At 65.6% G+C, this 25,834-nt stretch carries 25 protein-coding genes; 13 read left to right on the plus strand and 12 right to left on the minus strand.

The features are described 5' to 3' along the window. Positions 1-271: 271 nt before the first annotated feature. On the minus strand, positions 272-469 hold the full coding sequence (locus G513_RS25760) for a hypothetical protein (protein WP_156891519.1): 198 nt from the start codon (positions 467-469) through the stop codon (positions 272-274). On the opposite strand from G513_RS25760, the gene G513_RS0109860 reads away from it, so the two are divergent. Further along, complete coding sequence (locus G513_RS0109860; RefSeq protein ID WP_022976676.1) at positions 441-1,343, plus strand: NAD(P)-dependent oxidoreductase; 903 nt, start codon at positions 441-443, stop codon at positions 1,341-1,343. The two genes, G513_RS25760 and G513_RS0109860, sit on opposite strands and share 29 nt — an antisense overlap. A gap of 9 nt (positions 1,344-1,352) precedes the next feature. Here G513_RS0109860 and G513_RS0109865 read toward each other — a convergent pair whose 3' ends face one another. Further along, the gene (locus tag G513_RS0109865; RefSeq protein ID WP_022976677.1) at positions 1,353-2,270 is read right to left on the minus strand and encodes a LysR family transcriptional regulator; all 918 of its coding nucleotides are present in this window, start codon (positions 2,268-2,270) and stop codon (positions 1,353-1,355) included. A 106-nt stretch (positions 2,271-2,376) separates the two neighbouring features. Here G513_RS0109865 and G513_RS0109870 point away from each other — a divergent pair, with 106 nt between their 5' ends. The 4 genes from G513_RS0109870 (at position 2,377) to G513_RS0109885 (ending at position 5,938) form a co-directional block, all read left to right on the plus strand. Next, entirely contained in the window at positions 2,377-3,126 is a 750-nt protein-coding gene (locus G513_RS0109870) for an SDR family oxidoreductase (protein ID WP_022976678.1), read from the plus strand. 226 nt (positions 3,127-3,352) lie between these two features. Next, positions 3,353-4,342, plus strand: coding sequence for a malate dehydrogenase (locus tag G513_RS0109875; RefSeq protein WP_022976679.1), 990 nt, complete (start codon positions 3,353-3,355; stop codon positions 4,340-4,342). Between the two features lie 133 nt (positions 4,343-4,475). Then, a complete protein-coding gene (locus G513_RS0109880) occupies positions 4,476-4,913 on the plus strand; it encodes a hypothetical protein (RefSeq protein ID WP_156891521.1) in 438 nt (145 codons plus the stop codon). Positions 4,914-4,963: 50 nt separating this feature from the next. After that, the gene (locus G513_RS0109885; RefSeq protein ID WP_022976681.1) at positions 4,964-5,938 is read left to right on the plus strand and encodes a magnesium transporter CorA family protein; all 975 of its coding nucleotides are present in this window, start codon (positions 4,964-4,966) and stop codon (positions 5,936-5,938) included. A gap of 15 nt (positions 5,939-5,953) precedes the next feature. On the opposite strand, the gene bla is transcribed toward G513_RS0109885, so the two are convergent. From bla to hemB, 3 genes are read right to left on the minus strand one after another with little or no spacing between them, the layout of a single operon-like run. Then, positions 5,954-6,838, minus strand: a complete 885-nt coding sequence (gene bla, locus G513_RS0109890) for a class A beta-lactamase (RefSeq protein ID WP_022976682.1) — start codon at positions 6,836-6,838, stop codon at positions 5,954-5,956. Between the two features lie 21 nt (positions 6,839-6,859). Continuing rightward, the gene (gene aroE / locus G513_RS0109895; RefSeq protein ID WP_022976683.1) at positions 6,860-7,693 is read right to left on the minus strand and encodes a shikimate dehydrogenase; all 834 of its coding nucleotides are present in this window, start codon (positions 7,691-7,693) and stop codon (positions 6,860-6,862) included. After that, entirely contained in the window at positions 7,693-8,688 is a 996-nt protein-coding gene (gene hemB, locus G513_RS0109900) for a porphobilinogen synthase (RefSeq protein WP_022976684.1), read from the minus strand. The genes aroE and hemB overlap by 1 nt, the downstream gene beginning before the upstream one ends. A 130-nt stretch (positions 8,689-8,818) precedes the next feature. On the opposite strand from hemB, the gene G513_RS0109905 reads away from it, so the two are divergent. The 3 genes from G513_RS0109905 to glpK all read left to right on the plus strand — a co-directional run bounded on the left by G513_RS0109905 (position 8,819) and on the right by glpK (position 11,907). Continuing rightward, entirely contained in the window at positions 8,819-9,436 is a 618-nt protein-coding gene (locus tag G513_RS0109905; RefSeq protein ID WP_245563096.1) for a sigma-70 family RNA polymerase sigma factor, read from the plus strand. A 13-nt stretch (positions 9,437-9,449) separates the two neighbouring features. Further along, the gene (locus G513_RS0109910; RefSeq protein ID WP_022976686.1) at positions 9,450-10,253 is read left to right on the plus strand and encodes an anti-sigma factor; all 804 of its coding nucleotides are present in this window, start codon (positions 9,450-9,452) and stop codon (positions 10,251-10,253) included. Positions 10,254-10,404: 151 nt separating this feature from the next. Further along, on the plus strand, positions 10,405-11,907 hold the full coding sequence (gene glpK, locus G513_RS0109915; protein WP_022976687.1) for a glycerol kinase GlpK: 1,503 nt from the start codon (positions 10,405-10,407) through the stop codon (positions 11,905-11,907). Here the strand turns inward: glpK and G513_RS22405 are convergent, their stop codons facing one another. Beyond that, positions 11,908-12,750, minus strand: coding sequence for an alpha/beta fold hydrolase (locus tag G513_RS22405; protein WP_022976688.1), 843 nt, complete (start codon positions 12,748-12,750; stop codon positions 11,908-11,910). A 173-nt stretch (positions 12,751-12,923) separates the two neighbouring features. Between G513_RS22405 and trkA the strand changes: the two genes are divergently transcribed. Then, positions 12,924-14,303, plus strand: coding sequence for a Trk system potassium transporter TrkA (gene trkA / locus G513_RS0109925; RefSeq protein ID WP_022976689.1), 1,380 nt, complete (start codon positions 12,924-12,926; stop codon positions 14,301-14,303). Between the two features lie 15 nt (positions 14,304-14,318). On the opposite strand, the gene G513_RS0109930 is transcribed toward trkA, so the two are convergent. Then, positions 14,319-15,773 (minus strand): TrkH family potassium uptake protein, encoded by a 1,455-nt coding sequence (locus G513_RS0109930; RefSeq protein ID WP_028475363.1) that lies wholly within the window; start codon positions 15,771-15,773, stop codon positions 14,319-14,321. 126 nt (positions 15,774-15,899) lie between these two features. On the opposite strand from G513_RS0109930, the gene G513_RS0109935 reads away from it, so the two are divergent. Beyond that, positions 15,900-16,838: a homoserine kinase gene (locus G513_RS0109935; RefSeq protein WP_022976691.1), complete on the plus strand. Its 939-nt coding sequence runs from the start codon at positions 15,900-15,902 to the stop codon at positions 16,836-16,838. Between the two features lie 9 nt (positions 16,839-16,847). On the opposite strand, the gene G513_RS0109940 is transcribed toward G513_RS0109935, so the two are convergent. The 4 genes from G513_RS0109940 to G513_RS0109955 form a co-directional block, all read right to left on the minus strand. Further along, the gene (locus G513_RS0109940) at positions 16,848-17,081 is read right to left on the minus strand and encodes a YbdD/YjiX family protein (protein ID WP_022976692.1); all 234 of its coding nucleotides are present in this window, start codon (positions 17,079-17,081) and stop codon (positions 16,848-16,850) included. Continuing rightward, entirely contained in the window at positions 17,062-19,131 is a 2,070-nt protein-coding gene (locus tag G513_RS0109945; protein WP_022976693.1) for a carbon starvation CstA family protein, read from the minus strand. The genes G513_RS0109940 and G513_RS0109945 overlap by 20 nt, the downstream gene beginning before the upstream one ends. A 119-nt stretch (positions 19,132-19,250) precedes the next feature. Next, positions 19,251-19,679 carry a PaaI family thioesterase gene (locus G513_RS0109950; RefSeq protein WP_022976694.1) on the minus strand — a complete coding sequence of 143 codons (429 nt, stop codon included), beginning with the start codon at positions 19,677-19,679 and terminating at the stop codon, positions 19,251-19,253. 18 nt (positions 19,680-19,697) lie between these two features. Beyond that, entirely contained in the window at positions 19,698-21,569 is a 1,872-nt protein-coding gene (locus G513_RS0109955) for a Tad domain-containing protein (protein WP_022976695.1), read from the minus strand. Positions 21,570-21,951: 382 nt separating this feature from the next. Between G513_RS0109955 and G513_RS0109960 the strand changes: the two genes are divergently transcribed. Beyond that, positions 21,952-22,563 carry a glutathione S-transferase family protein gene (locus G513_RS0109960; RefSeq protein ID WP_022976696.1) on the plus strand — a complete coding sequence of 204 codons (612 nt, stop codon included), beginning with the start codon at positions 21,952-21,954 and terminating at the stop codon, positions 22,561-22,563. Positions 22,564-22,586: 23 nt separating this feature from the next. Here G513_RS0109960 and def read toward each other — a convergent pair whose 3' ends face one another. Further along, on the minus strand, positions 22,587-23,093 hold the full coding sequence (gene def, locus G513_RS0109965) for a peptide deformylase (RefSeq protein WP_022976697.1): 507 nt from the start codon (positions 23,091-23,093) through the stop codon (positions 22,587-22,589). Between the two features lie 137 nt (positions 23,094-23,230). On the opposite strand from def, the gene G513_RS0109970 reads away from it, so the two are divergent. Beyond that, entirely contained in the window at positions 23,231-24,427 is a 1,197-nt protein-coding gene (locus G513_RS0109970; RefSeq protein ID WP_022976698.1) for a LysM peptidoglycan-binding domain-containing protein, read from the plus strand. 33 nt (positions 24,428-24,460) lie between these two features. Further along, positions 24,461-25,594, plus strand: coding sequence for a DNA-processing protein DprA (gene dprA, locus G513_RS0109975; protein WP_022976699.1), 1,134 nt, complete (start codon positions 24,461-24,463; stop codon positions 25,592-25,594). The last annotated feature ends 240 nt before the right edge of the window (positions 25,595-25,834 follow it).

Here is a 25,834-nt window from a genome sequence, read left to right on the forward strand (position 1 = left end):
TGCAGGGTGGGATGGCGGGCCCTTCGATCGGCTGGTCCTGAGGGCCAGCCGTGGCGTGTTGTCGAGGTTCATGAGCGTTCCTTTCAGACTGCAGGCGCTCGAAGAAGGGGGGTGATGCAAGAGCGCCGTGCCTTGGGGAATCAAGGTACGAGCGAGGTCGCTGGCGATCAATTAAGCACTGCGTCGGATCCTTACTCGCAGCGAAACGGTTTTCCGGTCACCTGGTTCCGGGCGCCGCTGCAGTGCTTGGAAGTTTTCGGGTGCTGTTCCGTCAAGCTTGCGCACGCGCCGGAAGCGGGATCGCGGCCATGGCTTCGAGATCACGGGCGATGTCAGCGCCGAGGAGATCGTATTCTGCAAGGACTACCCGCAGCGGCTCGAAGTGCTGCCGACCCCAATGGCGGACGCCGGCAAGTCCCGCGCCCTGAACAGAGCACCACATGAGCAGAAAACCGATCATCGCTTTCATCGGCCTCGGCAACATGGGCATCCCGATGGCGCGCAACCTGGTCGCGGCGGGTTATGCCGTGACCGTCTGGAATCGCACGCCGCTGACCGATGCCGACCTCGCCCAACATGGCTTCGTGACTGCGGCGACACCGGCGGAAGCGGCGGCGCAGAGCGGCGGCATGGTCATCACGATGGTTGCCGACGATGCCGCGCTGGACGCCGTGACCCTGGGCGAGCAGGGCTTGCTCGCCGGCTTGCCGCGAGGCGGGCTGCACATCTCGATGAGCACGGTCAGCGTGCAGATCGCGCAGGCGATGGCGCGTGCGCATGTCGCATCTGGCTGCCGCTATCTGGCGGCGCCGGTGTTCGGTCGGCCGGAGGCGGCGGCCGCGGCGAAGCTGTCGATCGTCGCCGCCGGTGAGGCGGCGGACGTGGCGCAGGCGGAACCTCTGTTCAATGCGATGGGGCAGGCGCATTTCCATGTCGGGCCGAATCCCGAGCAGGCGAACACGGTGAAGCTGGCCGGCAATTTCCTGTTGATGGCGATGCTCGAAGCGCTCGGTGAAGCCTTCGCGCTCACCGCCAAGGCCGGCGTGCCGGCGCGGCAGGTGCTGGACATCGTCAACGGCGCGCTGATGCGTTCACCGGTCTACGAGAACTACGGAAACATCGCGATCAACGAGCGCTTCGACCCGCCAGGCTTCAAGCTGCGGCTGGGCCTGAAGGACGCCAATCTGGTGCTGGCCGCAGCCAATGCCGCCGGTGTGCCGATGCCGGCCGCAAGCCTGGTGCATGACCGCATCCTGGGCGGTGTGGCGCGTGGTGCGGGCGACCTGGATTGGTCGGTGATTACCCGGCTGGTGGCCGAGGATGCCGGGCTGAACCACGGCTAGCGCCGTGGTTCAGCCCTGAAAATCCCGGCCGCTGACCAGGGCCGCGGCCAGCCTTGGCTGCTTCAGCTGTTCCACCCACCAGTTCAGCGCCCGGCCATCGTGATCGCCACGCCAGGCGACATAGAGCGTGTTCGGTTCTCGCGGATCGGCGATGTTCAGTTCGATCAGTTCGTCACCTGCCAGCAAACCGGCGACTCGTTCGCGCGGCAGCCAGCCGATACCGAGGCCGGCGCGCTGGGCGGCGATCTTGGCGCGCATGCTCGGCACCGCGAGTACCGGCTGGCCGCCGAGCAGGCCGTAGCTGCGGGCGTCCGGCCGGCGTGAGGAATCGGCGACCACGATTGCGCGGCAGGCGGCGATCGCTTCCCGTTCCACCGGCTGCCGTGCCTTGGCCAGCGGATGCTTCGGCGACACCGCGAACACCCAGTCCATGCGGCCGAGTTCCTGCCAGCGCAGCTTCGGGATCAGCGGCGGCTCGTTGGTGGCGCCGATGACCAGATCTGCGCGGCCGTCGCGCAGCGCGTCCCAGGTGCCGCCAAGCACTTCATGAGTGATGCGCAGGCTGACGCCGGATTTGAGCGCATCGAAGTCCGCGATCACCGGCAGCAGGGTCGCGAACTCCAGCACTTCATCGGTGACGATCCGCAACCGATCTTCCCAGCCGCCGGCCACCTGCCTGACCCGCTGAGTGAGGCGGGACACGTCCTGCATCAGCCGTGTGGCTTCGCTGGCCAGCAGCGCGCCGGCCGGCGTCAGTTCCAGGCGATAACGGCGGCGGTCGAACAGCAGGGCGTCGAAGCGTTCTTCGAGTTGCCGCGCCGCGTGCGACACGGTGCTCGGCGCCTTGCCGAGCTTGGCCGCGGCGCGCGACAGGCTGCCGCTGTCGCGAATCGCTTCGAGCAGTGCCAGCTCGTCCTCGGACAACATGTTCGGAATCTCCGCACGAGTTCATCGCGTTGATGGCACGGCAAAGCGGGGCCGTGTCCTCAGCATAGGTCGCACGGTCATTCGCCGTAACCCAGGGAGCAATGCGATGAGCAGATTCGACGGCAAAACGGTGCTGGTCACCGGCGGCAACAGCGGCATCGGCCTGGCAACGGCGAAAGCCTTTGCCGCGGAAGGCGCGAAGGTGCTGATCACCGGACGCGACGAAGCGGCGCTGAAACAGGCCGTCGCCGACATCGGCCACGGCGCGCTGGCCATCCGCCACGATGCCGGCGATCTGCCGCAGACCCAGGCGCTGGCCAAAGCGATCACCGCCCAGGGGGTGTTTATCGATGCGATCTTCATCAACGCCGGCATGGCCAACTTCGCGTCGTACGAAACCGCTGGCGAAGACCTCTGGGACCGCACCTTCAACACCAATGTCAAAGGCCCGTACTTCACCGTGCAGGCCTTGCTGCCACGCTTGAACCGCGGTGCTTCGATCGTGCTGAACGGCTCGATCAACGCCCACATCGGCATGCCAAATGCCTCGATCTATGCGGCGAGCAAGGCGGCGCTGATCTCGCTGGCCAAGAACTTGTCGGCGGAACTGCTGCCGCGTGGCGTCCGGGTGAATGTGGTCAGTCCGGGGCCGGTGCATACGCCGCTGTACGGCAAGCTCGGCCTCGATACCGCCGCGCTGGAAGCGACGGCCGCGCAGATCCAGAGCCAGATTCCGCTTGGCCGCTTCGGCACGCCGGAGGAAATCGCCTCGACGGTGCTGCATCTGGCGGCGGCGGAATCGGCGTTCATCGTCGGCACCGAGATCATCGTCGATGGCGGCATGAGTCAGCTGTGAGCCGGTGGCCGGCGCCGACTTGGGCCAGGCTTGAACGCTGGGCGCTCTCCGCTTGTCCATGTTGCCGAGCAGCCATCCTGCCGCCACGGCGGCGGCGGGATGGCGTGGCATTCGCCCCCCATCGGTCATAAACGGCATAATTCGCCGCCCAAAAAGCAAATCGAAAGCAAGCCCCAAGCAAGCCGCCTCCCAGCAGCACTCCAACCCGAACAACAGGACCTCCTCCATGAAGAAGCCCGTCAAGGTCGCCATTACCGGCGCCGCCGGCCAGATTGCCTACTCGCTGATTTTCCGTGTCGCCTCCGGTTCGATGCTCGGTCCGGACCAGCCGGTCATCCTGCAGTTGCTCGAAGTGCCGGTGCCGGAAGTGCTCGAGAAGCTGAAGGGCACGATCATGGAAGTCGAGGATTGCGCGTTCCCGCTGGTCCATTCGATCGAGCTGCACTCGGACCCGATGACCGCCTTCGAAGGCACCGACTACGCGCTGCTGGTTGGCGCCCGTCCGCGTGGCCCGGGCATGGAGCGCAAGGATCTGCTGACCGCCAACGGCGGCATCTTCGGCCCGCAGGGCACCGCACTGGCCGCCAAGGCCTCGAAGAACGTCAAGGTGCTGGTTGTCGGCAACCCGGCAAACACCAATGCGCTGATCGCCGCGACCGCCGCCGCCAAGGGCGGCCTCGATCCCAAGCAGATCCACGCCATGGTCCGCCTCGACCACAACCGCGCCGTGTCGCAGCTGTCGTCGAAGACCGGCGTTCATGGCAATGACATCGATCAGGTGATCATCTGGGGCAACCACAGCTCGACCCAGTACCCGGACATCAGCCACTGCACCATCGGCGGCAAGAAGGCGACCAGCCTGGTCGATCAGGCCTGGTGCGAGAAGGACTTCATCCCGGTCGTGCAGCAGCGCGGCGCGGCGATCATCAAGGCCCGTGGCCTGTCGTCGGCTGCCTCAGCCGCATCGGCTGCCGTCGACCACATGCACGACTGGGCGCTGGGCTCGAATGGCAAGTGGGTGTCGATGGGCGTGCCGTCGGACGGCAGCTACGGCATCAAGCCGGGCATCGTTTACGGCTATCCGTGCATCTGCAAGGACGGCGGTTATGAGATCGTCCAGGGCCTGAGCGTGGATGACTTTTCGCGCGGCAAGATGACCATCACCGAAAACGAGCTGCGTGAAGAACGCGCCGCCGTCGAAGAGCTGCTGAAGTAAGGAATGCCGTTGCAGGCCGGCCTGCGAAGACCCTTCGCAAGCCGGCCTGCCCGTGAATCCGCGCGCCGCAACACGTCATCCGACGTGGCGGCGCGCGGCCTGTTGGATGCGCACTAACCGGACGATCAGACCCATGAAATCCATGAAACTTGCCGCCGCCTGTTCCGTTACCTTGCTGATGGCCGCACTGGCACTGCCAGCCTCGGCTTTCGAGCTGAAGGTGAAGAGCGAAAATCCGCAGCTCAGCGAAGCAGCCATTCGTTCGGCCGTCGGCGCGATCGCCGGCGAGATCGGTCAGAACATTCCTGAAGACTCGAACATCAAGGTCTACGTCTACAGCAAGGCGCTGGACTCGAAGATCACCGGCCAGATGATCTATTTCCACCGCGTGCAGCTGACCAAGGCGGTCAGCGGTGGCCAGCCTTATCCGGTCAGCGCCTGGCTGCCGGTGAAGACCGTGGAGCGCTTCGGCGTCGACGGCCCGGAACAGATTCGCGCGCAGCTCGATGCGGCCTTGCGTGATTTCTTCACCCAGATGAAGGCGGTCAGCCCTCAGCAGGGCTTCGAGTAAACCCGCTGCACCCTCCTTCGCGGCAGCGATAGCTTTCAGAACTCGAGCCCATGCAGATCTACCAGCTGAATCGTCAGGGCGAGATTCCGAAGCGCATCGATCACGTCGAGCAGCTGCCGGCGGAGGGTTTCATCTGGCTCGACTTCACCCGCAGCGATGCCATCGACTGGCCGAAGTGGGCGGAGAAGCTGAGCGGCGAGAAGATCCACGACGCTCACATCACCGACAGCTTCAACGGTGATCATCCGTCGTACTTCGACGGCACCGAAGACTACGACATGCTGATCTTCCGGGGCCTGACGCCGGAAGCCTGCGAGTCGGCGACCAATCTGATCGTCACCAAGTCGGCGGCGTTCTTCATGTTCGATCGCCTGCTGGTCACCGTCCACGCCGCCGAGAACGTTTCCTTCCAGCGCGTGAAGGAGAAATTCTGCGAGACCAAGCTGCGCTTCCCGTCGACGCCGATCGGGCTGGTGCACAGCATTCTCGACATCATGGTCGATCGCTACCTGATGATCGTCGACGAGCTCGAAGACCGGCTCGAAAACCTGCAGGACGCCCTGCTCGATCCGAAAGACCCGTTCGACGATTGGCAGCAACTGCTCAACTACCGCAAGCAGGCCCACCAGTTCGAACTGCTCTGCGAGCACAACCTGCAGACCATAGGCACCTGGCGCCGTCGCATGCGCGTGGAGCTGACAGAGAACCAGCGGGTGCGGCTCGATGATCTGGTCGAGCACCTGACCCGCGTGCAGGTGCATGGCGATGCGCTGCAGAAAGATGTGGAAGTGGCTGTTCAACTCCACTTCGCATCGATGAGCCACCGCACCAACGAGATTGTCCGAACGCTGACCGCAGTCTCGATCGTGTTCTTCCCGCTGACCCTGATCACCGGCCTCTACGGCATGAACTTCGACAACATGCCCGAGCTGCACTGGAAATACGGCTACTTCATGGTGCTGGGCCTGCTGGCGACGCTGGGATCGGGCCTGGTGTTCTGGTTGAAGCGGCGAAAAGTGTTCTGAGATAGCGGGCGCGGATCAGGCCGCGCTCTGCAGCTCTTCCCGAACCCAGCGGCCGATCTCGGCGATCGCCGCTTCCTGCTCCGCGCGCGATACGCGAGCCCGCGTCAGGTACACGGCGATGATGATCGGCTTGCCCGAGGGCGACCACAGCACGCCGACGTCTCCGGCCGTGCCGGTGTCGGAAAAGCCGGTTCCGGTCTTGTCCGCGAGCCGCCAGCCTGCGGGCAGGCCAGCGCGCAAACGCTTGTCGCTGGTCTTGGTCGCGAGCATCCATTGCGTGAGCTGTTCGCGTGAGGCCGGCGACAGCTGGTCCTCGAGCAGCAAGCGGCGCAGGTTGGCGGTCATCGCGGCCGGCGTGCTGGTGTCGCGGACATCGCCCGGCAGCGCTTCGTTGAGCAGCGGCTCGCCGCGATCGAGACGGGAATAGGCATCGCCGATCGAACGCATGTAGCGGTTCCACTCGGGAATGCCGCCGGTTTCGCGCAGGATCAGGTTGGCCGCCGTGTTGTCGCTTTCGGTGATCGCAGCCTCGCAAAGCTCGCCGAGGGTCATGCCGTCGCCACCGAGACGCGGCTCGGTGACCGGCGACCACTCCATCAGCTCGTCGCGGCTGAACTGGATGCGCCGCCCCAGCTGCTCCTGACCGGCATCGACCCGGCTGAGCACCACGGCCGCCGCCAGCCACTTGAAGCTGCTGCACATCGGGAAGCGCTCGTCGGCCTTGTAGCCAACCATCCTTCCGCTGCCGACTTCGAGGCAGTTCATGCCCAGCCGGCCGCCCAGCTTTGCTTCCAGCGCCTTGCAGCGCGCCTGGAGGCCATTCAGTTTCTTGGCACTGAGCGGGTAACTGGCGGAGGCCAATGCCAGGCCGGCCAGGAGATTGAAAGTTCTTCTGTCCATGGATTGACCCGTCCGGCGGCTTCAGCCCGCCCGCAGCCCCGCCAGCACGGCCGTCGTTTCCGGCCTGGTCCCGCGCCAGCGCTGAAACGCTTCCGCGGCCTGTTCGACGAGCATGCCCAAACCGTCGGACAGCTTCGACGCGCCCTCGGCCTTCGCCCAGGCCAGGAATGGCTCGGAGGCCGGCCCGTAGTTCAGGTCGTAGGCGATGGCGCCCGGCGCGAACAGACCCGGTGGCAGACGCGGTACCGAGCCTTGATGGCCGGCGCTGGTGGCGTTCAGCAGGACATCGAACTGGTCGCCCTTCAGCGACAGATGGGTGCGCGGCACGATGTTGCCGAGCGGCTTCATCGCCGCGGCGATCTCTTCCGGCTTCCAGGGATTGCGGTTGGAGATGGCGAGGATCGACGGCGCTTCGGCGAGCAGCGGCGCGAGGATGCCGCGCGCAGCACCGCCGGCACCGAGCACCAGCACGCGCTTGCCCTTGACCACGACGCCGAGGTTGGCGACCAGATCGCGGACCAGGCCGGCGCCGTCGGTGTTGTCGCCCTGCCAACCGGTTGCGGTACGGATCAGCGTATTGACCGCGCCGGCCTGCTCGGCGGCATCGGTACGGCTTTCGCACAGGCTCGCGGCGGCGGTCTTGTGCGGCAAGGTCAGGTTGAAGCCCTGCCAGCCTTCGCCGTGGAAGCGGGTCAGCGACGGGCCAAGCTCATCCGGGGCGATTTCGTAAGCCTCGTACAACAGCTTCTGGCCCAGGCTCTTGGCGAATGCGGCGTGGATGCGCGGCGACTTCGAGTGAGCGACCGGCTGGCCGAGCACCCCGTAACGGCTGACTTCACGATCGACGTTGGACATCAAGCGTCCTTCAGCCACTGCGCGGCCTGCTTGGAGAAATAGCTCAGCACCATGTCGGCACCGGCGCGGCGGAAACAGAGCAGCGATTCCATCACCACCTTCTTTTCATCGAGCCAGCCGTTCTGGGCGGCGGCCTTGAGCATCGCGTATTCGCCGCTGACCTGATACGCGGCGACCGGCACGCCGAACTCGTCCTTGATGCGGCGGATGATGTCGAGATACGGCATGCCCGGCTTGACCATGACGATGTCCGCACCTTCGGCGATATCCAGGCCGACTTCGCGCAGCGCTTCGTCGCTGTTCGCCGGGTCCATCTGGTAGGTGCGCTTGTCGCCCTTCAGCGCCGTGGCGGTGCCGACGGCATCGCGGAACGGGCCGTAGAAGGCGCTGGCGTACTTGGCCGCGTAGCTGAGGATCATCGTGTTGTGGCGCATGTCGCGCTCCAGCACCGAACGGATGGCGCCGACCCGGCCGTCCATCATGTCGCTCGGCGCCAGTACATCGGCTCCGGCGCGGGCCAGCACCACGGCCTGCTTGCGCAGCGCTTCGAGGGTGATGTCGTTGGCGACGTAGCCGGCTTCATCGAGGATGCCGTCGTGGCCGTGGCTGGTGTATGGATCCAGCGCGATGTCGACGATCACGCCGAGGCCCGGGCAGGCTTCCTTGACGCGGGCAATGGCGCGCGGGATCAGGCCGTCCGGGTTCAGCGATTCGCTGCCGAATTCATTCTTCAGCGCGGGCGGAATCACCGGGAACATCGCCACGGCGCTGATGCCAAGCGCGGCCAGCTCGCGGCATTCGGCGACCAGTTCATCGAGATTGCGACGCACCTGGCCGGGCATCGAGGTGATCGGCCCGCGCAGATCTCCTTCGGCGACGAACAGCGGCTGGATCAGTTGGCCGGCGGCCAGACGCGTTTCGCGGCTCAGCTCGCGGGAAAACGCGGCAGCGCGCAGGCGGCGCGGACGGGTAGCGGGATAGGCACTGTGGACCACGGCAGTCTCGCAAGCTGGGGAGGCGGGATTATAGTCGCCGGCCATCGCGACCAACCTGAGCCCCGGCTGGCGACGGCTTCCGGATACTTGCACCAGCGCGTCACCCGTTGCGCCAGAACGGCGCACGAGCTTGTTATGCTCGGGCAATGACTCCCCTCCGCTTCTTCAGGTCCGACGTCTGATGAGTTCTGCCAACGCCGATCCCGAACGCCTGATCCGCCTGCTCGCAGAGACCGGCGCGGGCAATCAGCGCGCCTTTTCGCAGCTCTATCAGGCCTGCAGCTCGCATCTGTACGCCTTGCTGCTCCGTATGCTGAAACGTCGGGATTGGGCCGATGAAGCCTTGCAGGACTGTTTCTTGCGGGTTTGGCAGAAAGCGGACACCTACGCGCCGGAAAAAGGCGCGCCGTTGACCTGGCTGCTGACCGTCGCGCGTTATCGCGCACTGGACCTGCTGCGCATGAAGCGGCCGGAAGTCGAGATGCCCGAGGAAGGCGAAGAAGCTCCCATGACCTTCGCCGATCTCGGACAAAGTCCCGAGGATGGGGCCGTGGAGCGGGAAGGAATGGGCAAGTTGCACGAATGCATGAAGGACCTGCAGGACGAACAGAAGCGCAGCGTGCTGCTGGCTTATTACGAGGGCTATACGCATCAGGAACTGGCGCGGCAGATGAACGCGCCACTGGGTACGGTGAAGAGCTGGGTGCGCCGCGGTCTGTCGCGCCTTCGTGAATGTCTGGATCGGTGAGCAACGGCAAGCCATGAAGTACGAAAACGCCAAGCTGCGCCAGATGCTCGCTGCCGAGTACGTGCTCGGCACGCTGCGCGGGCGCGCGCGTCGCCGTTTCGAACGCCTCGCAAGCGCCGACGCCGCCACCCGCGCCGAAATCCGTTTCTGGGAAACGCGCCTCGCCGGTCTCGCTGCCAATCTCGCGCCGCAGACGCCGCCGCCGGCGATCTGGCAGAAGCTCGAACAGCAGATCGGCCCCGAACGGCCGAGCACCGTGACGCCGATCCGCAAGCCGGCCCCGACGCCGGGCAAGACGCCGGCACGCGCCGCCAACGACAGCTCGCCGCCGGCGCCGATGTGGCGCATCTTCGCCGGTCTGGCCACGGCTGCAGCCGTGGTCGTCGCGGTGCTGATCGGCACCCGCGTACCGCTGCCGGGAACGGCTCCGGTGCCGGTGCCGGTGGCAACCGCACCGACCTCGCCGGAGCCGACGCAGGTCGCGTCGACGGTTTACGTATCGCTCCTCAAGCTGCCGGAATCGACGATGCAGTGGACGCTCAGCGTCCGCCCGGAAGCCGATGAAGTGAAGGCGGTGGCCAGTGGCGAGTATCCGAAGCTGGGCGAGCACAGCCTCGAGCTGTGGTTGATCACCGACGCCGGCCCGGTATCGCTCGGCCTGCTGCCGACCACCGGCAGCGGCACGATGAAGATGCCGCTCAGCGTCAAGGGCGATCAGCTGACCCTGGCGGTCAGCCTCGAACCCGTCGGTGGTTCACCGACCGGCAAGCCGACCGGCCCAGTGCTGACTTCGGGGCCGGCGATCAAGGCGGTCTGAAGCTCGGCAGGCTGTATCGAAAGCGGCGCCCCGGAGTTTTCAGGGCGCCGCTTTCGTTTGCGGCCTGCGCTGTCGCTGGCAACCATCGGCGCTGATCGGTACCTTCCCGGTTCGCCGCGAACAACCCCAAGACCAACTGTCCCGAAACGCCATGACCGAATCCAGATCGAAGACCGCGCTGCTCGCCATCGACCAGGGCACCACCAGCACGCGGGCGATCGTCTTCGATCGGCTCGGCAACAAGCTCGGCGTGTCGCAGTGCGAGCTGCCGCAGTCGTTCCCGGATTCCGGCTGGGTCGAACACGATGCCGCGCGCATCTGGACCGATACCCTGGCCTGCGCCAAGGGCGCGCTCGCCGAGGCCAAGCTGCAGGCCAGCGATCTCGCCGCGATCGGCATCACCAACCAGCGCGAAACCACCGTGGTCTGGGATCGCAAGACCGGCGAGCCGATCCACCCGGCGATCGTCTGGCAGGACCGCCGCACCGCCAACTTCTGCGACGAGAACAGCGCAGCCTTCCTTGAGCAGAAGCTGAACCTCAGCACCGGCCTGTTGCTCGATCCTTACTTCTCGGCGACCAAGATCGCCTGGATGCTCGACCACGTCGACGGCGCCCGTGCCCGTGCGGAAGCTGGCGAACTGGCCTTCGGCACTATCGATTGCTGGCTGCTCTGGAACCTCACCGGCGGCAAGGTGCACGCCACCGACGCCACCAACGCCTCGCGCACCCTGCTCTACAACCTGCATACCGCGGACTGGGACGACCAGCTGCTGGCCTTCTTCAAGCTGCCGCGCTCGCTGCTGCCCGAAGTACGCGATTCCGCTGCCGACTACGGCCAGACCGATGCCGAACTGCTCGGCAGTGCGGTGACCATCGGCGCGCTGGTCGGCGATCAGCAGGCGGCGACCGTCGGCCAGGCCTGCTTCCAGCCCGGCATGATCAAGAGCACTTACGGCACCGGCTGCTTCGTGGTGCTGAACACCGGCGACAAGGCGGTGCAGTCCGAACACCGCTTGCTGAGCACCGTCGCCTACCGGCTGAAGGGCGAAACCACGCACGCGCTTGAAGGTTCGATCTTCGTCGCCGGCGCCGCCGTGCAATGGCTGCGTGACGCCGTGCACCTGATCGGCTCCGCCGCCGAAACCGAAGCGCTGGCCAAGACCATCCCGGACACCCAGGGCGTCTATCTGGTGCCGGCGTTCACCGGCCTCGGCGCGCCGTACTGGGATCCGCGCGCCCGCGGCGCGATCCTCGGCCTGACCCGTGATTCCGGCATCGCCCATATCGTTCGCGCCGCACTCGAATCGGTCTGCTACCAGACCCGCGATCTGCTCGACGCGATGGCCAAGGACGCGATCGCGCCGACCGAATTGCGAGTCGACGGCGGCATGGCGGTCAACGACTGGCTGATGCAGTTCCTCGCCGATATCGTCCGCGTCACCGTGGTCCGTCCGCAGACGGTGGAAACCACGGCACTCGGTGCCGCGCTGCTCGCCGGCCTGACTTCAGGCGTCTACGAATCGCTGGACGAGATTGCCGCGCTGTGGCGCGCCGACGCCCGCTTCGAGCCGCAGATGGACGCCAAGCGTGCCGATGCGCTGTACGCCGGCTGGCTGGCCGCGGTGGCGCGGACGCGCTCCGCGGCGGCCTGATCAGGCGCCGGACTTCGCCCTCGACACCACGCGTCGCTGCATCCCGTTCTCGGTAAAGAACTGGACGATTTCCGGCAGCATCCGCTCCGGCCTGGTGCGCAGTTCGAGGATCGATCGGGCTTCGATGAACTTGGCGTTCGGCAACTGCCGGGCCAGTGCGGCGGCATCGTCGAACGGGTGCAGGAAATCGCCGGTGTGGCCGATGATCAGGGTCGGCATGGTCATCGCGCGGCGGGCGGCGATCTCCGGCACCACCGGGCCGACCAGGATGCCGTGCAGCACCGCGCCGAGCTCTTCCGGCGCCATCGACAGCAGGTTCATCAGGCTGATGCCGGTGTTGTTCCTGGGCCTTGGCATCGCACGCCAGAACTTCGCCCACAACCGCACCAGCGGCTTGGCGCGGCGCACGGTGACCAGCAGCGGTGCGAACAGGATCGCCGCCGACGGCGTCGCCCATTCCATCACCGGCATCTCGATGAACAGCGCGCGCACCCGGTTCGGCGCCAGCGCGGCGACGTGCAGGCTGACATCGGCACCGAGCGACAGGCCGCCGATCACCGCCTGGCGCACCTGCAGATGGTCGAGCAGGGCGATGACCTGCTTGGCGTAGAGATCGAAGCGGTGCAACGTCGGATCATGCGGCCGATCACTGCGGCCATGGCCGAGCAGGTCGAGCAGCACGACTCTGAAGCCGGCATCGGCCAGTGCGCAGCCGAGGTCGCGGTTGACGTTGGCATCGAGCAGCAGGCCGTGCAGCAGCACCACGGTCTGCGGGCCGGCGCCATGAACCTCGTAGGACAGGCGATGTTCGCCGTACTCGAAATGGCGCAGTTCGTAGATCAAGACAGGCTCCGGCGGGACAGGCGCGAGTTGCGCCGCTTTACTGTAACGCCCGCGCAACGATGTCTGCGATTGCTGCGCTTTGCACGGTTGGCATTCGGTTGCGCAGTGCAACAAGCAGGGTTAAGTTGCCGGCCGTGACCCTTTCCCTGGAATGACGTGGCATCTGACGTGGCATGAAGATCGTGATCCTGGGTGCCGGTCAGGTCGGCTCGACCCTGGCCGAGAACCTGGCCCGTGAAGCGAACGACATCACCGTCGTCGACGCCAGCCGCGCGGCGCTGAACGCCTTGCAGGAACGCCTCGATATCCGCACTGTGCTCGGCCACGCCTCGCATCCGAGCACCCTGCGCCGCGCCGGCGTCAACGATGCCGACATGATCATCGCCGTCACCGACAGCGACGAGACCAACATGCTCGCCTGCCGGATCAGCCAGACGCTGTTCCACACGCCGACCAAGATCGCCCGGGTTCGTGCTGCCGAATACCTGAACGAGGAAGACCGGCTGTTCCTGCCCGACGCGCTGAGCGTCGACATGCGGATCAGCCCCGAGCAACTGGTCACCGACGCGATCCTGCGGCTGATCGAGTATCCGGGCGCGCTGCAGGTGGTCGATTTCGCCGACGGAAAAGTCCAGCTGGTCGGCGTGCGCGCCTATTACGGCGGGCCGCTGGTCGGCAACGAGCTGAAGGAACTGCCGTCGCATCTGCCAGCCGGCGTCGACGCTCGTGTGGCGGCGATCTACCGGCGCGGCAAGCCGATCATTCCCGAAGGCTCGACGATCATCGAGGCCGAGGACGAAGTGTTCTTCGTCGGCGCCAAGCTGCACATCCCGAAGATCATGGCCGAGCTGCGCAAGGCCGATCGCCCGGTGAAGCGGGTGATGCTCGCTGGCGGCGGCAACATCGGCATGCGTCTGGCGCGTGCGCTGGAAAAGAAGCTGCAAGTGAAGATCATCGAGCGCAACGGCGAACGCGCCCGTTATCTGTCCGAGCAGCTGAACCACGTCGTCGTACTGGCCGGTGATGCAGCCAACGAGGCGTTGCTCGAAGAAGAGAACATCGAGGACACCGATGTCTTTTGCGCCGTCACCAATGACGATGAAGCGAATATCCTGTCGGCGATGCTGGCCAAGCGGCTCGGCGCGCGGCGGGTTCTGTCGCTGATCAACCGCCTGGCTTACGTCGATCTGGTCGAAGGCGGGGCGATCGATATCGCGGTGTCGCCGCAGCAGGCCACGGTGTCGGCGCTGCTTGCCCACGTGCGGCGCGGCGATGTCGCCAAGGTGCATTCCCTGCGCCGCGGCGCGGCGGAAGCGATCGAAGCGGTAGCTCACGGCGATCGCCATAACTCGAAGGTGGTCGGCCGCCGACTCGACGAGGTGAAGCTGCCGCCGGGCACCACGATCGGCGCGATCGTCCGCGGCGACGACGTGATCATTGCCCATCGCGACGTGGTCATCGAGGCCGAGGATCACGTGATCCTGTTCATCGTCGACAAGCGCCGCACCAAGGATGTCGAGAAGCTGTTTCAGGTCGGCCTGACGTTCATCTGAACGCCGCTGGCAGCGCTATTCGCGCCAGAACGTCGGCGTCAGCAGCACCACGAGCACGAACACTTCGAGACGGCCGATCAGCATCGCCGAGGTGCAGGTCCAGGTCTGGAAGCCGGTCAGCGTCTGATAAGTGCCGGCAGGGCCGACCGCCCCAATGCCCGGCCCGGTATTGTTGATCGACGCGATCACGGCGCTGAACGAGGTCGGCAGGTCCATGCCGGAGAGCACCAGCAGCATGCTCAAGCTCACCACGCTGATCGTGTACAGATGAATGAAGCCGAACACCGACAGCACGGTGCGATCGGAAATCACCTGGCCACCGACCTTCAAGGTCGATACCGCGCTCGGATGCACCAGGCTGGTGAGTTCGCGCGCGCTCTGCTTGAACAGGATCAGCAGGCGGATCATCTTGATGCCGCCGCCGGTGGAGCCTGCAGCGCTCAGCACGCAGGACAGCATCAGCATCCACAGGCTGGCGAACACCGGCCACTGGCCGAAGTCGGTACTCGCCAGGCCGCAGGTCAGGCCGACCGATATGACGTTGAAAAACGCGTGGCGCAGCGCCGTCCAGTAGCTGGGGTAGGAACCGAGCAGCCAGACATAGAACGCCAGGCCAAAGCTGCTGATGACGACCAGCAGCAGCATGGTGCGGATTTCGGCATCGCGCAGATACGGCTGCAGCGACCGAGCGCGCCAGCAGACGAAATGGGTGGCGAAGTTGATGCCGGCGAGCAGCATGAAAACCGCGGCGATCGCTTCTATCAGCGGCGAATTGAAATAGCCGATGCTGGCGTCGTGGGTCGAGAACCCGCCCAGCGACAGCACCGAGAACGAGTGGCAGACGGCGTCGAACCAGCTCATGCCGGCCAGGCGGAACGCGAACACGCAGGCCACGGTCAGGCCGGTGTAGATCAGCCAGATCGAACGCGCCGTCTGCACGAAACGCGGCGTCAGCTTGGAATCCTTGATCGGGCCGGTAGCTTCGGCGCGATAGACCTGCATGCCGCCGACACCGAGCAGCGGCAGCACCGCCATCGCCAGACCGATGATGCCGAGGCCGCCGAGCCAGGTCAGCTCGTGCCGCCACAGATTGTGGGCATGCGGCAGGTGATCGAGGCCGGTGATCACCGTGGCGCCAGTGGTGGTGACGCCGGACATGGTCTCGAAATAGGCATCGGTGAACGACATGCCGAGCCCGAGGATCATCGGCACCGTGGCCGTGGCCGCGACCAGCATCCAGATCAGCGCAACGAGCAGAAAACCATCACGCGATTTCAGTTCGCGACGATGCCAGCGGCCAACGATCCACATCACGAAACCGACCGCGAAGTTGATCGCGGCACCGGCCACGAACGGCGGCAGCGCGCCTTCGTCGAAATACAGCGATACCCCGATCGGCGGCAGGAAAGCCACTGAAAATGCCATCAGCAGAATGCCGAGCGGCCGAATGACGTGGAGCAGATCCTTCAGCAAGGCTTGAGGTCGGCAGCGGGGGACAGCCGCAGTTTACAACGGGCGCCGCAACGCCCCGGTCGGCAAACCGTGCAGCAGCGGCTTTCCGTAAAATGCGCGGCGACCGCCCGACCATCGCCGCTCATGTCCGTCTTCACCAAAGTTAGCCACGCCGAACTCGAAGCCTTCCTGCACCAGTACGATCTGGGCGCGCTGCTCGGCTTCACCGGCATCGGCGAGGGCATCGAGAACACCAATTATTTTGTCGACACCAGCCGCGGCCGCTGGGTGCTGACCCTGTTCGAGCGCCTGAACTACGACGATCTGCCGTTCTTCCTCGGCCTGATGGAACACCTGGCGCGCCATGGTTACCCGAGCGCCTTGCCGGTGGCCGACAACGACGGCCAGAGCCTGAAGGCGCTGAATGGCAAGCCGGCGGCGCTGGTTGCAAGACTCACCGGCCAGAGCGTGCTGTTTCCGTCGCTCGCGCAGTGCGCCGCTGTCGGCCATGCGCTGGGTGAACTGCACAAGCTCACCGCCAGCTACACCGGCACCTGCTTCAACGCGCGCGGTGTGGAATGGCGCCGCAGCACCTGCGAAACCCTGCTGCCGCACGTTGCCGCCGATGCCCGCGCATTGATCGCCGATGAACTCGAAGCGCAGTCCCGTCTCGATCTCGCCGCGCTGCCGCAAGGCGTGATCCACGCCGATCTGTTCAAGGACAACGTGCTGTTCGTCGACGAGCGCCTGACCGGCGTCATCGACTTCTACTACGCCTGCAACGACGCCCTGCTCTACGACCTGGCTGTGACCCTGAACGACTGGTGCGCCGAGCCCGATGGCAGCCTCAACCGCGCCCACTCGGCCGCGTTGCTGTCCGCCTATCGCGCCTGCCGGCCACCTACCGCCGCCGAGACCAAGGCCTGGCCGCTGGTGCTGCGCGCCGCCGCGTTCCGCTTCTACCTGTCCCGCCTGTACGACTGGACCTTCCCGCGCGAAGGCGACCTCGTCCACATCAAGGATCCGGAGCCGTATCGACGAATTCTCGAGCATCACCGTGGGCAGACGCCGCCGGCGCTGTAGGCGCCGCGCTCAGCAACAACGCGGATTCGCCGCACTCCCATAACGCGCATCCTGCCGCTCGCGAAAGAACTCGGCGTAGCTCATCACCGGTTCGCCCGGATGCGTGGTTTCGCGGTGCCGGACATAAGTGGCGTAGTCCGGCACGCCGACCGCCAGATTGGCGGTCTCGGCCGCCTTCTTCCACGCGGCATGCAGCCGCGCGATCAGGCTGGAATCGGGCGCTTCAGGCCGCGGCCGGCGCATCGTCGATCGACACGTAGGGCGCTTCGATGGCCGTCGGCACGCGGCTACGCCAGCTGGCGATGGCGGTGCGTACGGCAAGCACGAAGACGATCACCACCACGGACATGAACAGCAGCGCCAAGCCGGCGTCGATGCGATCGTTGAGGACGATCTGCTGCATCTGGCCGATCGACTTGGCCGGTGCCAGCAGTTCGCTCTTGGCCAGCGCGGTGCCGAACTTGTCGGCATGGGCGAGGAAGCCGATGCGCGGATTGGCCGAGAACACTTTCAGCCAGCCGGCGGTCAGCGTGCAGATCAGCAGCCAGACCATCGGCACGGCGACGATCCAGACATAGCGCTCGCGCTTCATCTTGATCAGCACCACAGTGGCGAAGATCAGCGCGATGCCGGCGAGCATCTGGTTGGCGATGCCGAACAGCGGCCACAGCGAATTGATGCCGCCGAGCGGATCGGTGACGCCCTGATACAGGAACCAGCCCCAGCCGGCGACACAGATGGTAGTCGCCACACCGTTGGCCAGCCAGCTGCGGGTGTTCTTCATCGGCGCGTACACGCTGCCGATGAAGTCCTGAACCATGAAGCGACCAATGCGGGTGCCGGCGTCGATGGTGGTCAAGATGAACAGCGCTTCGAACAGGATCGCGTAGTGGTACCAGAAGGCCATCGAGGCCACGCCCGGCACCAGGTGATGAAGGATCTGGGCCATGCCGACGGCCAGCGTTGGCGCGCCACCGGCGCGGGACAGGATGGTGGTTTCGCCGATGTCCTTCGCCGTCTGCGTCAGCAGATCCGGGGTGACCACGAAGCCCCAGTTTGCGATCGCCGTCGCGGCGGATTCCGCCGAGGTGCCCAGCACCGCGGCTGGCGCGTTCATAGCGAAGTAGATGCCGGGTTCGAGGATGCAGGCGGCGGTCAGCGCCATGACCGCGACGGCCGCTTCCATCAGCATGCTGCCGTAGCCGATCGGTCTGGCGTGGCTCTCGCAGGCAAGCATCTTGGGCGTGGTGCCGCTGGACACCATGGCGTGGAAACCGCTGACCGCACCGCAGGCGATGGTGATGAACAGGAACGGGAACATCGGCCCGGCCCAGACCGGCCCGCTGCCGTCGATGAAGCGGGTGACCGCCGGCATCTTCAGTTCGGGCATCGAGATCAGGATCGCCACCGCCAGCACGGCGATGGTGCCGATCTTCAGAAACGTCGACAGGTAATCGCGCGGCGCCAGCAACAGCCAGACCGGCAGCACCGAGGCCGCGAAGCCATAGCCGATCAGCATCCAGGCCAGGGTCTTGCCGTCATGGGTGAACGCCGCCGCCCAGGCCGGATCGGCCGCCACCTGACCGCCAAGCAGCACCGATGCGATCAGCAGCGCCACGCCGATCAGCGAAACCTCGCCGACCTTGCCGGGGCGCAGATAACGGGCATAGACGCCCATGAACAACGCGATCGGAATCGTCGCGGCGACCGTGAACAGGCCCCAGGGGCTTTCGGCCAAGGCCTTGACCACGATCAGCGCGAGGACGGCGATCAGCATGATGGTGATCATCAGGATGCCGCCCATCGCCACGCCACCCGCCACCGGCCCGAGCTCGGTGCGGATCATGTCGCCGAGGCCGCGGGCATCACGGCGCGTCGACAGGAACAGGATGACGAAATCCTGCACCGCTCCGGCGAACACCACGCCGACCAGGATCCACAGGGTGCCGGGCAGGTAGCCCATCTGCGCAGCGAGCACCGGGCCGACCAGCGGGCCGGCGCCGGCAATGGCGGCGAAATGGTGGCCGAACAATACGGTGCGATCGGTCGGCACGTAGTCCAGGCCATCGTTGCGCAGCACCGCTGGCGTAGCGCGCTTCGGATCGATCTTCAACGCCACATTCGCAAGATAGCGGCTGTAGAAGCGGTAGCTGAGCACGAACACCGAACCGCTGGCCGCGATCAGCCACATCGCATTGATCGTTTCGCCGCGCCGCAAGGCGACCACCGCCAGACAGGCCGCGCCGAAGATCGACAGCGCCGTCCAGCCAACGCGGCTTGCAAGGGAGTTCATCTTGGGATCGTTGCCGAATCTATTGAGGGCTGGCCCGGGACGGGCGCGGCTCGCGCGCAAGATTCGGCGGTGCGCCTCACGGGGTCAAGCGCCGATTGTCCACGGCGAAAGACTGGACGTCAGGACGGCAGCGCGTAGCTGCCGGTGACATGGGCGACCAGGGTGTCGTCGCCATCGCTCTTGATCAGCACCTCGACCACGGCGAGACGCCGGCCGAGTTTCAGGATGCGGCCTTCGGCGACCACATCGACCGGCCGCGGCCGGCTCAGGAAGTTGATGGTAAGACTTGAGGTGACCGCCATCACCTGATCGCCGATGTGGGCCAGGATCACCGCGTACATCGCGGAGTCCGCCGCCAGCATCAGCACCGGCCCGGCAATGGTGCCGCCCGGGCGGATCATCCAGTCCCGGAACGGAATCCGGATCGTCGCCGACCCCGGCTTCACCTCGGTGACCGCCATCTGCGCGAACGAGGACATCGGCAGGCCGTCGGAGATGATGCGTTCGACTTCGGCGGCGTCGAGCACCGGTTGCAGCGGACGGCTCATCGGATGATCACGGGATGCTTACTGGCAGTTGACGGTTCCTGGCAGGCAAGTATTGACCAGAATCGGCTGGCCGATCTGAACGGAGTTCATGGTGACCGTGGCGGTGCCTACCTTGATGCCGAGCAGCGACAGCAAAGGGTCGATCAGGGACGTCGTCAAACCGTTGACAAAACTGAGCAGGGGATTAAGCACGCCGAGAACTGCGTTCAAGATGCCGCTCAGCAGTCCGGTCAGTAATGCCCCCAAGCCGCTTCCTGATGGTTTGCTGGTCAGATTCAGGTTGAGGCTGACCGTCGTCGGTGCAGAGATGGTTTGCGGATTGGCGGTTACCGCCGCCGCTGGCGGTACGCCATCCGCCCGGTAAATCAGCGGTATTCCCGGCGTAACTATTCCGATCGCGGTGAAATCGGTGATCGGCGCCAACGATCTGGCCGGTTCAGCGCCAACACCAATGGTCGTGAAACCGAGACCAACATCGAGGCCGCCACCAAGAAGGCGCAAGAAAACAACCGGCAAGCTTGCCCGCTCGCTGAGGGCAGGCGCCGCGTCCGCACTGCCCGAAAAAGTGCCGGCCTCGATTCTGGCCGTGGCGGTGCTGGCATCGATTTTCGCGATCGGCTTGCCGCCATTGATGCCGCTGCGTGGACATTGAAGCTGTGCCAGCGTGGCCGTACCGCCAGCGACGATGGCGTCGATTCCCAGATTGAGTCCCTCCGGCAAGACGTCTACGGTGCCTCCAAGCAGGAAAAAGACCGGGCCAAGCACTGTGTTGAGCGTCGTCCGCAAGATATTTATGAGGCTGCCACCCTCGATCCGCACCTGTAGGCGCACCTGCGCGGTTTTGGCCTCCGCCTGTCCAGCCCGGCCGATGCCCAGCTGCGGCGGCTCTAGGACCTTAAGGAAGGTTTTGATCTTGGCGACGCCGGGCACGTTGAGGTCGATCGGCAGAGCAATCGGGGTAACACCGCCATCGGCGACCGTAGCCTGACCCAAGGCGATCAGCAGATCGAACAGATTGATGATCGGCGCATCGCCACCAAGCCCATTGACGGTACCCAGCAGCTGCCCCAATGGGACTTCGTTGGGATTGCTGGCGGCATTCGCCAGGCCCTGCAGCGTCGCGATCACGGCGCTGTTGGCAGTGCCGCTCAAAGCACCTACGAGGCCGTCCAGCACGTTCGAAAGCAACGGCGTGTGGGTCCCAAGAACCAAGGGGTTGGACAGATCGGCAACGCTCAGTCCAACGGCTACGCCCAGCTGCCCCAGCGACACTGAAGTGTTGACCAGCCCGGTAAAACCGTTTGCGACATTGAGGCTGGTGATGGAGTTCTGGCAGGGAACATCGCCCGGCGCACACAGCAATCCGCCCAGCAGGCCGTTCACGAGGCCACCGTTGAGGCTCAGCAGCCCGGTACCAATGGAAAAGCTGCCAACCGCCGCCTGCTGTGCAGTTGCAGAGGCGTAGAGCATTCCGCCGCCACCGTACAGATTGATGAACGGCACCGGTTGTGGACGAGAGAGATTGATGCGAACCGCTGAAATCGCGGCATTGCCCGCCGTCAGCGGCACGAAGATGCGGCGGCCGGTCGACGACTCGATACGCCCGAGTTCGATGGCAGGCGAACCATTGATGCCGGTCAGCAGGCCCTGCACGCTGTTCGCGCCATCGACGCTGTTGGCGGCAATCACACTCGTTACTTCAGCGGTGATGGCGGCCATCGTCGCCGGCAAACCCGTGCCCCCCACGCAACCGCTGGAAATCTGCACCGCCGACAGCGCCGCGAGGGTCGCCTGCTTTTCCAGATCGCGCTGTGCGTAATAGAGCTGACCGATGTTGATGGCCAGTGCCAGCACCGGGATCAGCATCAGCAGCGAGACTGCGGTCAGCACCGCTACGGCGCCGCGTTGGCGGAAGCGGCCCGATGGTGAGCGAGATTGTTGCCGGGAGCGGGGTTCGGGCGGGGTCGACACGGGTCCATGCTCCGGAGCGGTAGCGGATCAGCAGCAGCGAATGGGGCCACCATCATGGTGCGACCGGGGTAGTCGGAGCGGCGCCGTGCTGGTGCACGGGGTGCCGCGTCCGGATCGGTTCCGGGTCACGTGTCGCAGATTAAGGCCTGGACGACAACGGCGGAAAGGCGCTGTCCGTGGAACCTGAGCCGATGCCGGATGGGCGGCAGGAAAGCTGCGCCGAGCGGCGTGCTCGCTGGCGATCATCGACGCCGCTGCTTATCGTGGTGCCTGTGCATCCACGCTTTCGAGGCCTACATCGATGATCACCCTGTACGGCTATACCGGTTCCGGCAACTGTTACAAGCCGGCGCTGGCGATGCGCCAGCTCGGCATCGCCTATGAGTGGCGGGAAGTCGACATCCTGAAGGGCGAATCGCGCACGCCGGCCTTCCTGGCCAAGAATGCCAATGGCCGGATTCCCTTGCTGGAACCGGAGCCCGGCCGCTACCTGGCCGAATCGAACGCCATGCTGTGCTGGCTTGCCGAAGGCACGCCGCTGCTGCCGGAAAACCGCTGGGCCCGGGCCAAGGTGCTGGAGTGGTTGTTCTTCGAGCAATACAGCCATGAGCCGTACATCGCCACGGTGCGCTACTGGGTGGCGATCGAGAAATCGGCCGAGGCGAATCAGGCGCGGATCGCGGAACGCATGCCGCGGGGCTATGCGGCACTCGGCGTGATGGAAACCCAGCTGGCGAAGACCCCGTATCTGGCCGGGGAGAACTACACGGTCGCCGACATCGCGCTGTACGCCTACACCCATGTCGCCGACGAAGGCGGTTTCGATCTCGCTGGCTATCCCGCTGTGCGAGCCTGGCTGGACAGGATCACGGCAACGCCCGGCTTCGTGACCATGGCCGCTTCGGCCGCCTGAGTGGCAGCGGCAGCGCCGGCCTTTCAGCCGGCGTGCGCTTCCTTGAGCTTGGTCAGCTTCTTCTTGATGCGCTCGCGCTTCAGGCTCGACAGATAATCGACGTACAGCTTGCCATCGAGATGGTCGATCTCGTGCTGCACGCATTGCGCGGCCAGGCCTTCGCAATCCATCTCGAACGGCTTGCCGTGACGGTCCAGCGCCCGCACCCGCAGGCGGTTGAAACGCTGGATGGTGTCGCGGATATCGGGCACCGACAGGCAGCCCTCTTCCATTTCCTGCCGCTCGTCAGTCAGCAGGATTTCCGGGTTGATCAGGACCATAGGCTCGGTCTTGCCCTCGGAACAATCCATCACCGACAGCCGCAGCTGCACGCCGCACTGGTTGGCGGCGAGGCCGACACCGGGCGCGTCGTACATCGTTTCGAACAGGTCGTCGATCAGCTTCTGAAGCTTGTCGTCGAACACCGTCACCGGCAGGGTCTTCTTGCGAAGACGCGGATCGGGATGAATGAGGATGGGCAGAATCGCCATGGTTACGGGGCCTGCAGTTGATCTTTGGAAACCTTCGACGAGCCTGCGAAACAGCAGGTGTTCATGCCAGACTCAGCCGCGCCCGCCGAACGGGCCGAACGGGGCCCAGAAAGGCCACAAAAGGGAAAGCCGCAGCCATGCAGAAGTATAACGCCTCGCGATTTCCACTCCCGCGACGCTCGATCGCGCGCCTCGGGGTCGCCAGCCTGTTGCTGACGATGCTGGCCGCCGGCTGCGCCAGCGCACCGAGCAGCAGCCCGCCTGCCACCGTGGTGCCGGTCGCCGTCGCAGTGCCGGTGGCAAGACGTCCCGCAGCTGCCGTCGTCGAACCGCTGGCCAACGCCAACAGTGCCCGCAGCTACGCCGGCGATCTGTCGCTGCGCGAAGACGCGCCGCTGCGCTACACGGTGAGGAAGGGCGACACCCTGTGGGACATCGCCCAGCATTTCCTGCGTGATCCCTGGCAGTGGCCGGAGCTCTGGTACACCAACTCGCAGGTGCGCAATCCGCACCAGATCTATCCCGGCGATGTGCTGACCCTGGTGCGGGTGAACGGCCAGACGCGGCTCGCTTTCGACGGCGTCGTCGATCGCCTGTCGCCGCGCATTCGCGAGGAAAACCTCGACGCAGCACTGCCGGCGATTCCTATCGAAGCGATCCGCAACTTCCTGCGCGGCCCGCGTCTGGTCACGCTCGAAGAAACGCAGCACGCGCCCTATGTCGTCGCCTTTGCCGACGAGCGCCTGGCAGTGGGTGCCAACAACGACGTCTATGTGAAGAACCTGCCGGCCCAGGTCGCCTACAACTACGCCGTGGTTCGGGTGGGTGAGGCTTATCGCGATCCGGACACCCGCAAGCTGATCGGCTACGAAGCGATTCCCACCGGTGAAGCCGAACTGCGCGAGCCTGGCCAGCCGGCGCTGATGCGGATCACCAAGTCGAGCCGCGAAGTGCTGATCGCCGACCGCCTGCTGCCGATCGAAGCGGAAAGCTTCGACGCCAACTTCTACCCGCATCCACCGACCACCGACATCAACGGCCGGATCATTTCGGTGTACGACGGCTTGTCGCAGATTTCGCAGTACCAGATCGTGGCGCTGAACCGCGGCACCGAGCACGGCCTCGATCCGGGCACCGTGCTGGACATCTACCAGCCCGCGCGCAGCGTGCCGGACCCTTACGGCAAGAAGCCGGTGGTATTGCCCGAACTGCGCGCCGGTGTGCTGATGATGTTCAAGGTCACGCCGCTGCTCAGCTACGGCCTGGTGATGAATGCGACCCGCCCGCTGCACGTGCTCGACAAGGTCCGCAAACCGGCGCCGACCGCGCCGTGACGCGGGCCTGAGCCGCGCTGCTCCACGAAGCCGATGCCGGCGCCCGAATCGGCTGTCGCGGCCAGCGGTCCAACGGCTGCGCTGCTGGCGCTGCTGCGCACACCGGGACTCGGCGCCAACCGCCTGCGCCGCCTGCTGCAGCGCCATGGCTCGGCGGAAGCCGTGCTCGCCGCCAAGGCCACTGCCTGGGCTGAAGCCGGTTGCAGCGAAGGGCAGATTGCAGGCCTCGCCAATCCCGATCACGCCGGTGCCGAAATCGATCTGCGCTGGCTGGCCGCTTCGCCACGCCATCACTTCATCGACGGCGATCACCCTGCCTGGCCAGCGCGCCTTGCGGAGATCGCCGCGGCGCCGTTCGCCCTGTTCGCGCTGGGCGATATCGCCTTGCTCGGTGAGCCGCAGCTGGCCATCGTCGGTGCCCGCGCCGCATCGACCCAAGGCCGAAACGATGCCCAGGCTTTCGCCGAAGGCCTGGCGCGCGCCGGCCTGGTGATCACCTCGGGATTGGCGCTGGGCATAGACGCGGCCGCCCATCGCGGCGCGCTCGATGCCGGCGGCACCACCATCGCGGTCTGCGGCAATGGTCTGGATCGCGTCTATCCGGCCCGCAATCGCGAACTGGCGCTGGCGATCGCCGATCGCGGCCTGCTGGTTTCGGAGTTTCCACCCGGCACCGTGCCGAGGCCAGAACATTTCCCGCGCCGCAACCGGATCATCAGCGGCCTGAGTCTCGGCGTGCTGGTAATCGAAGCACAATTGGAATCCGGTTCGCTGATCACCGCGCGGCTCGCCGCCGAGCAGGGCCGCGAAGTGTTCGCGCTGCCCGGCTCGATCCACAACCCGATGGCGCGCGGCTGCCATGCACTGATCCGCAACGGCGCGACCCTGACCGAATCGGTGGCCGACATCCTCGTCGAACTCGCGGCACAGCTGAAGCCGATGCTGGGTGCAGCAACCGCCAGCGCGGAACCGACGGCGGATGTGCCGGTCGATAGCCTTGAACAGCGCGTTCTGGCGGCGATCGGCGATCAGCCGGTGGCCATCGATCAGCTGGCGTCCTCCCTGGCACTGGGCATCGCCGAACTCGGTGCCGCGCTGCTGTCTCTGGAACTGAAGGCGCTGATCGAGGCCCGACCGGGGGACTGTTTTTCCCGCCTGCATCGCTAGGGTCTGTTCACAATTACTTTGCTCGCTGCGGCGGAGGTCGTTTTTGCCCAGTGCAACGAAAGAGGAGCGGGCAATGGCCGACCCATTGACGCGACGAGAGAGGCAGCAATGGGCCCAGTAAACTTTATTGGCGATCCCGCCCCGAAGGGTTGCGGCCAAAAAGCCGCCGGGACTTCGTTGCGAACCTTGACCATAGGTAGGCTATGGCCTGCGGTTCGCGCCTCGCCCGGCGGCTTTTTG

This window comes from Nevskia ramosa DSM 11499 (genome assembly GCF_000420645.1).
Taxonomy (GTDB): Bacteria; Pseudomonadota; Gammaproteobacteria; order Nevskiales; family Nevskiaceae; genus Nevskia; species Nevskia ramosa.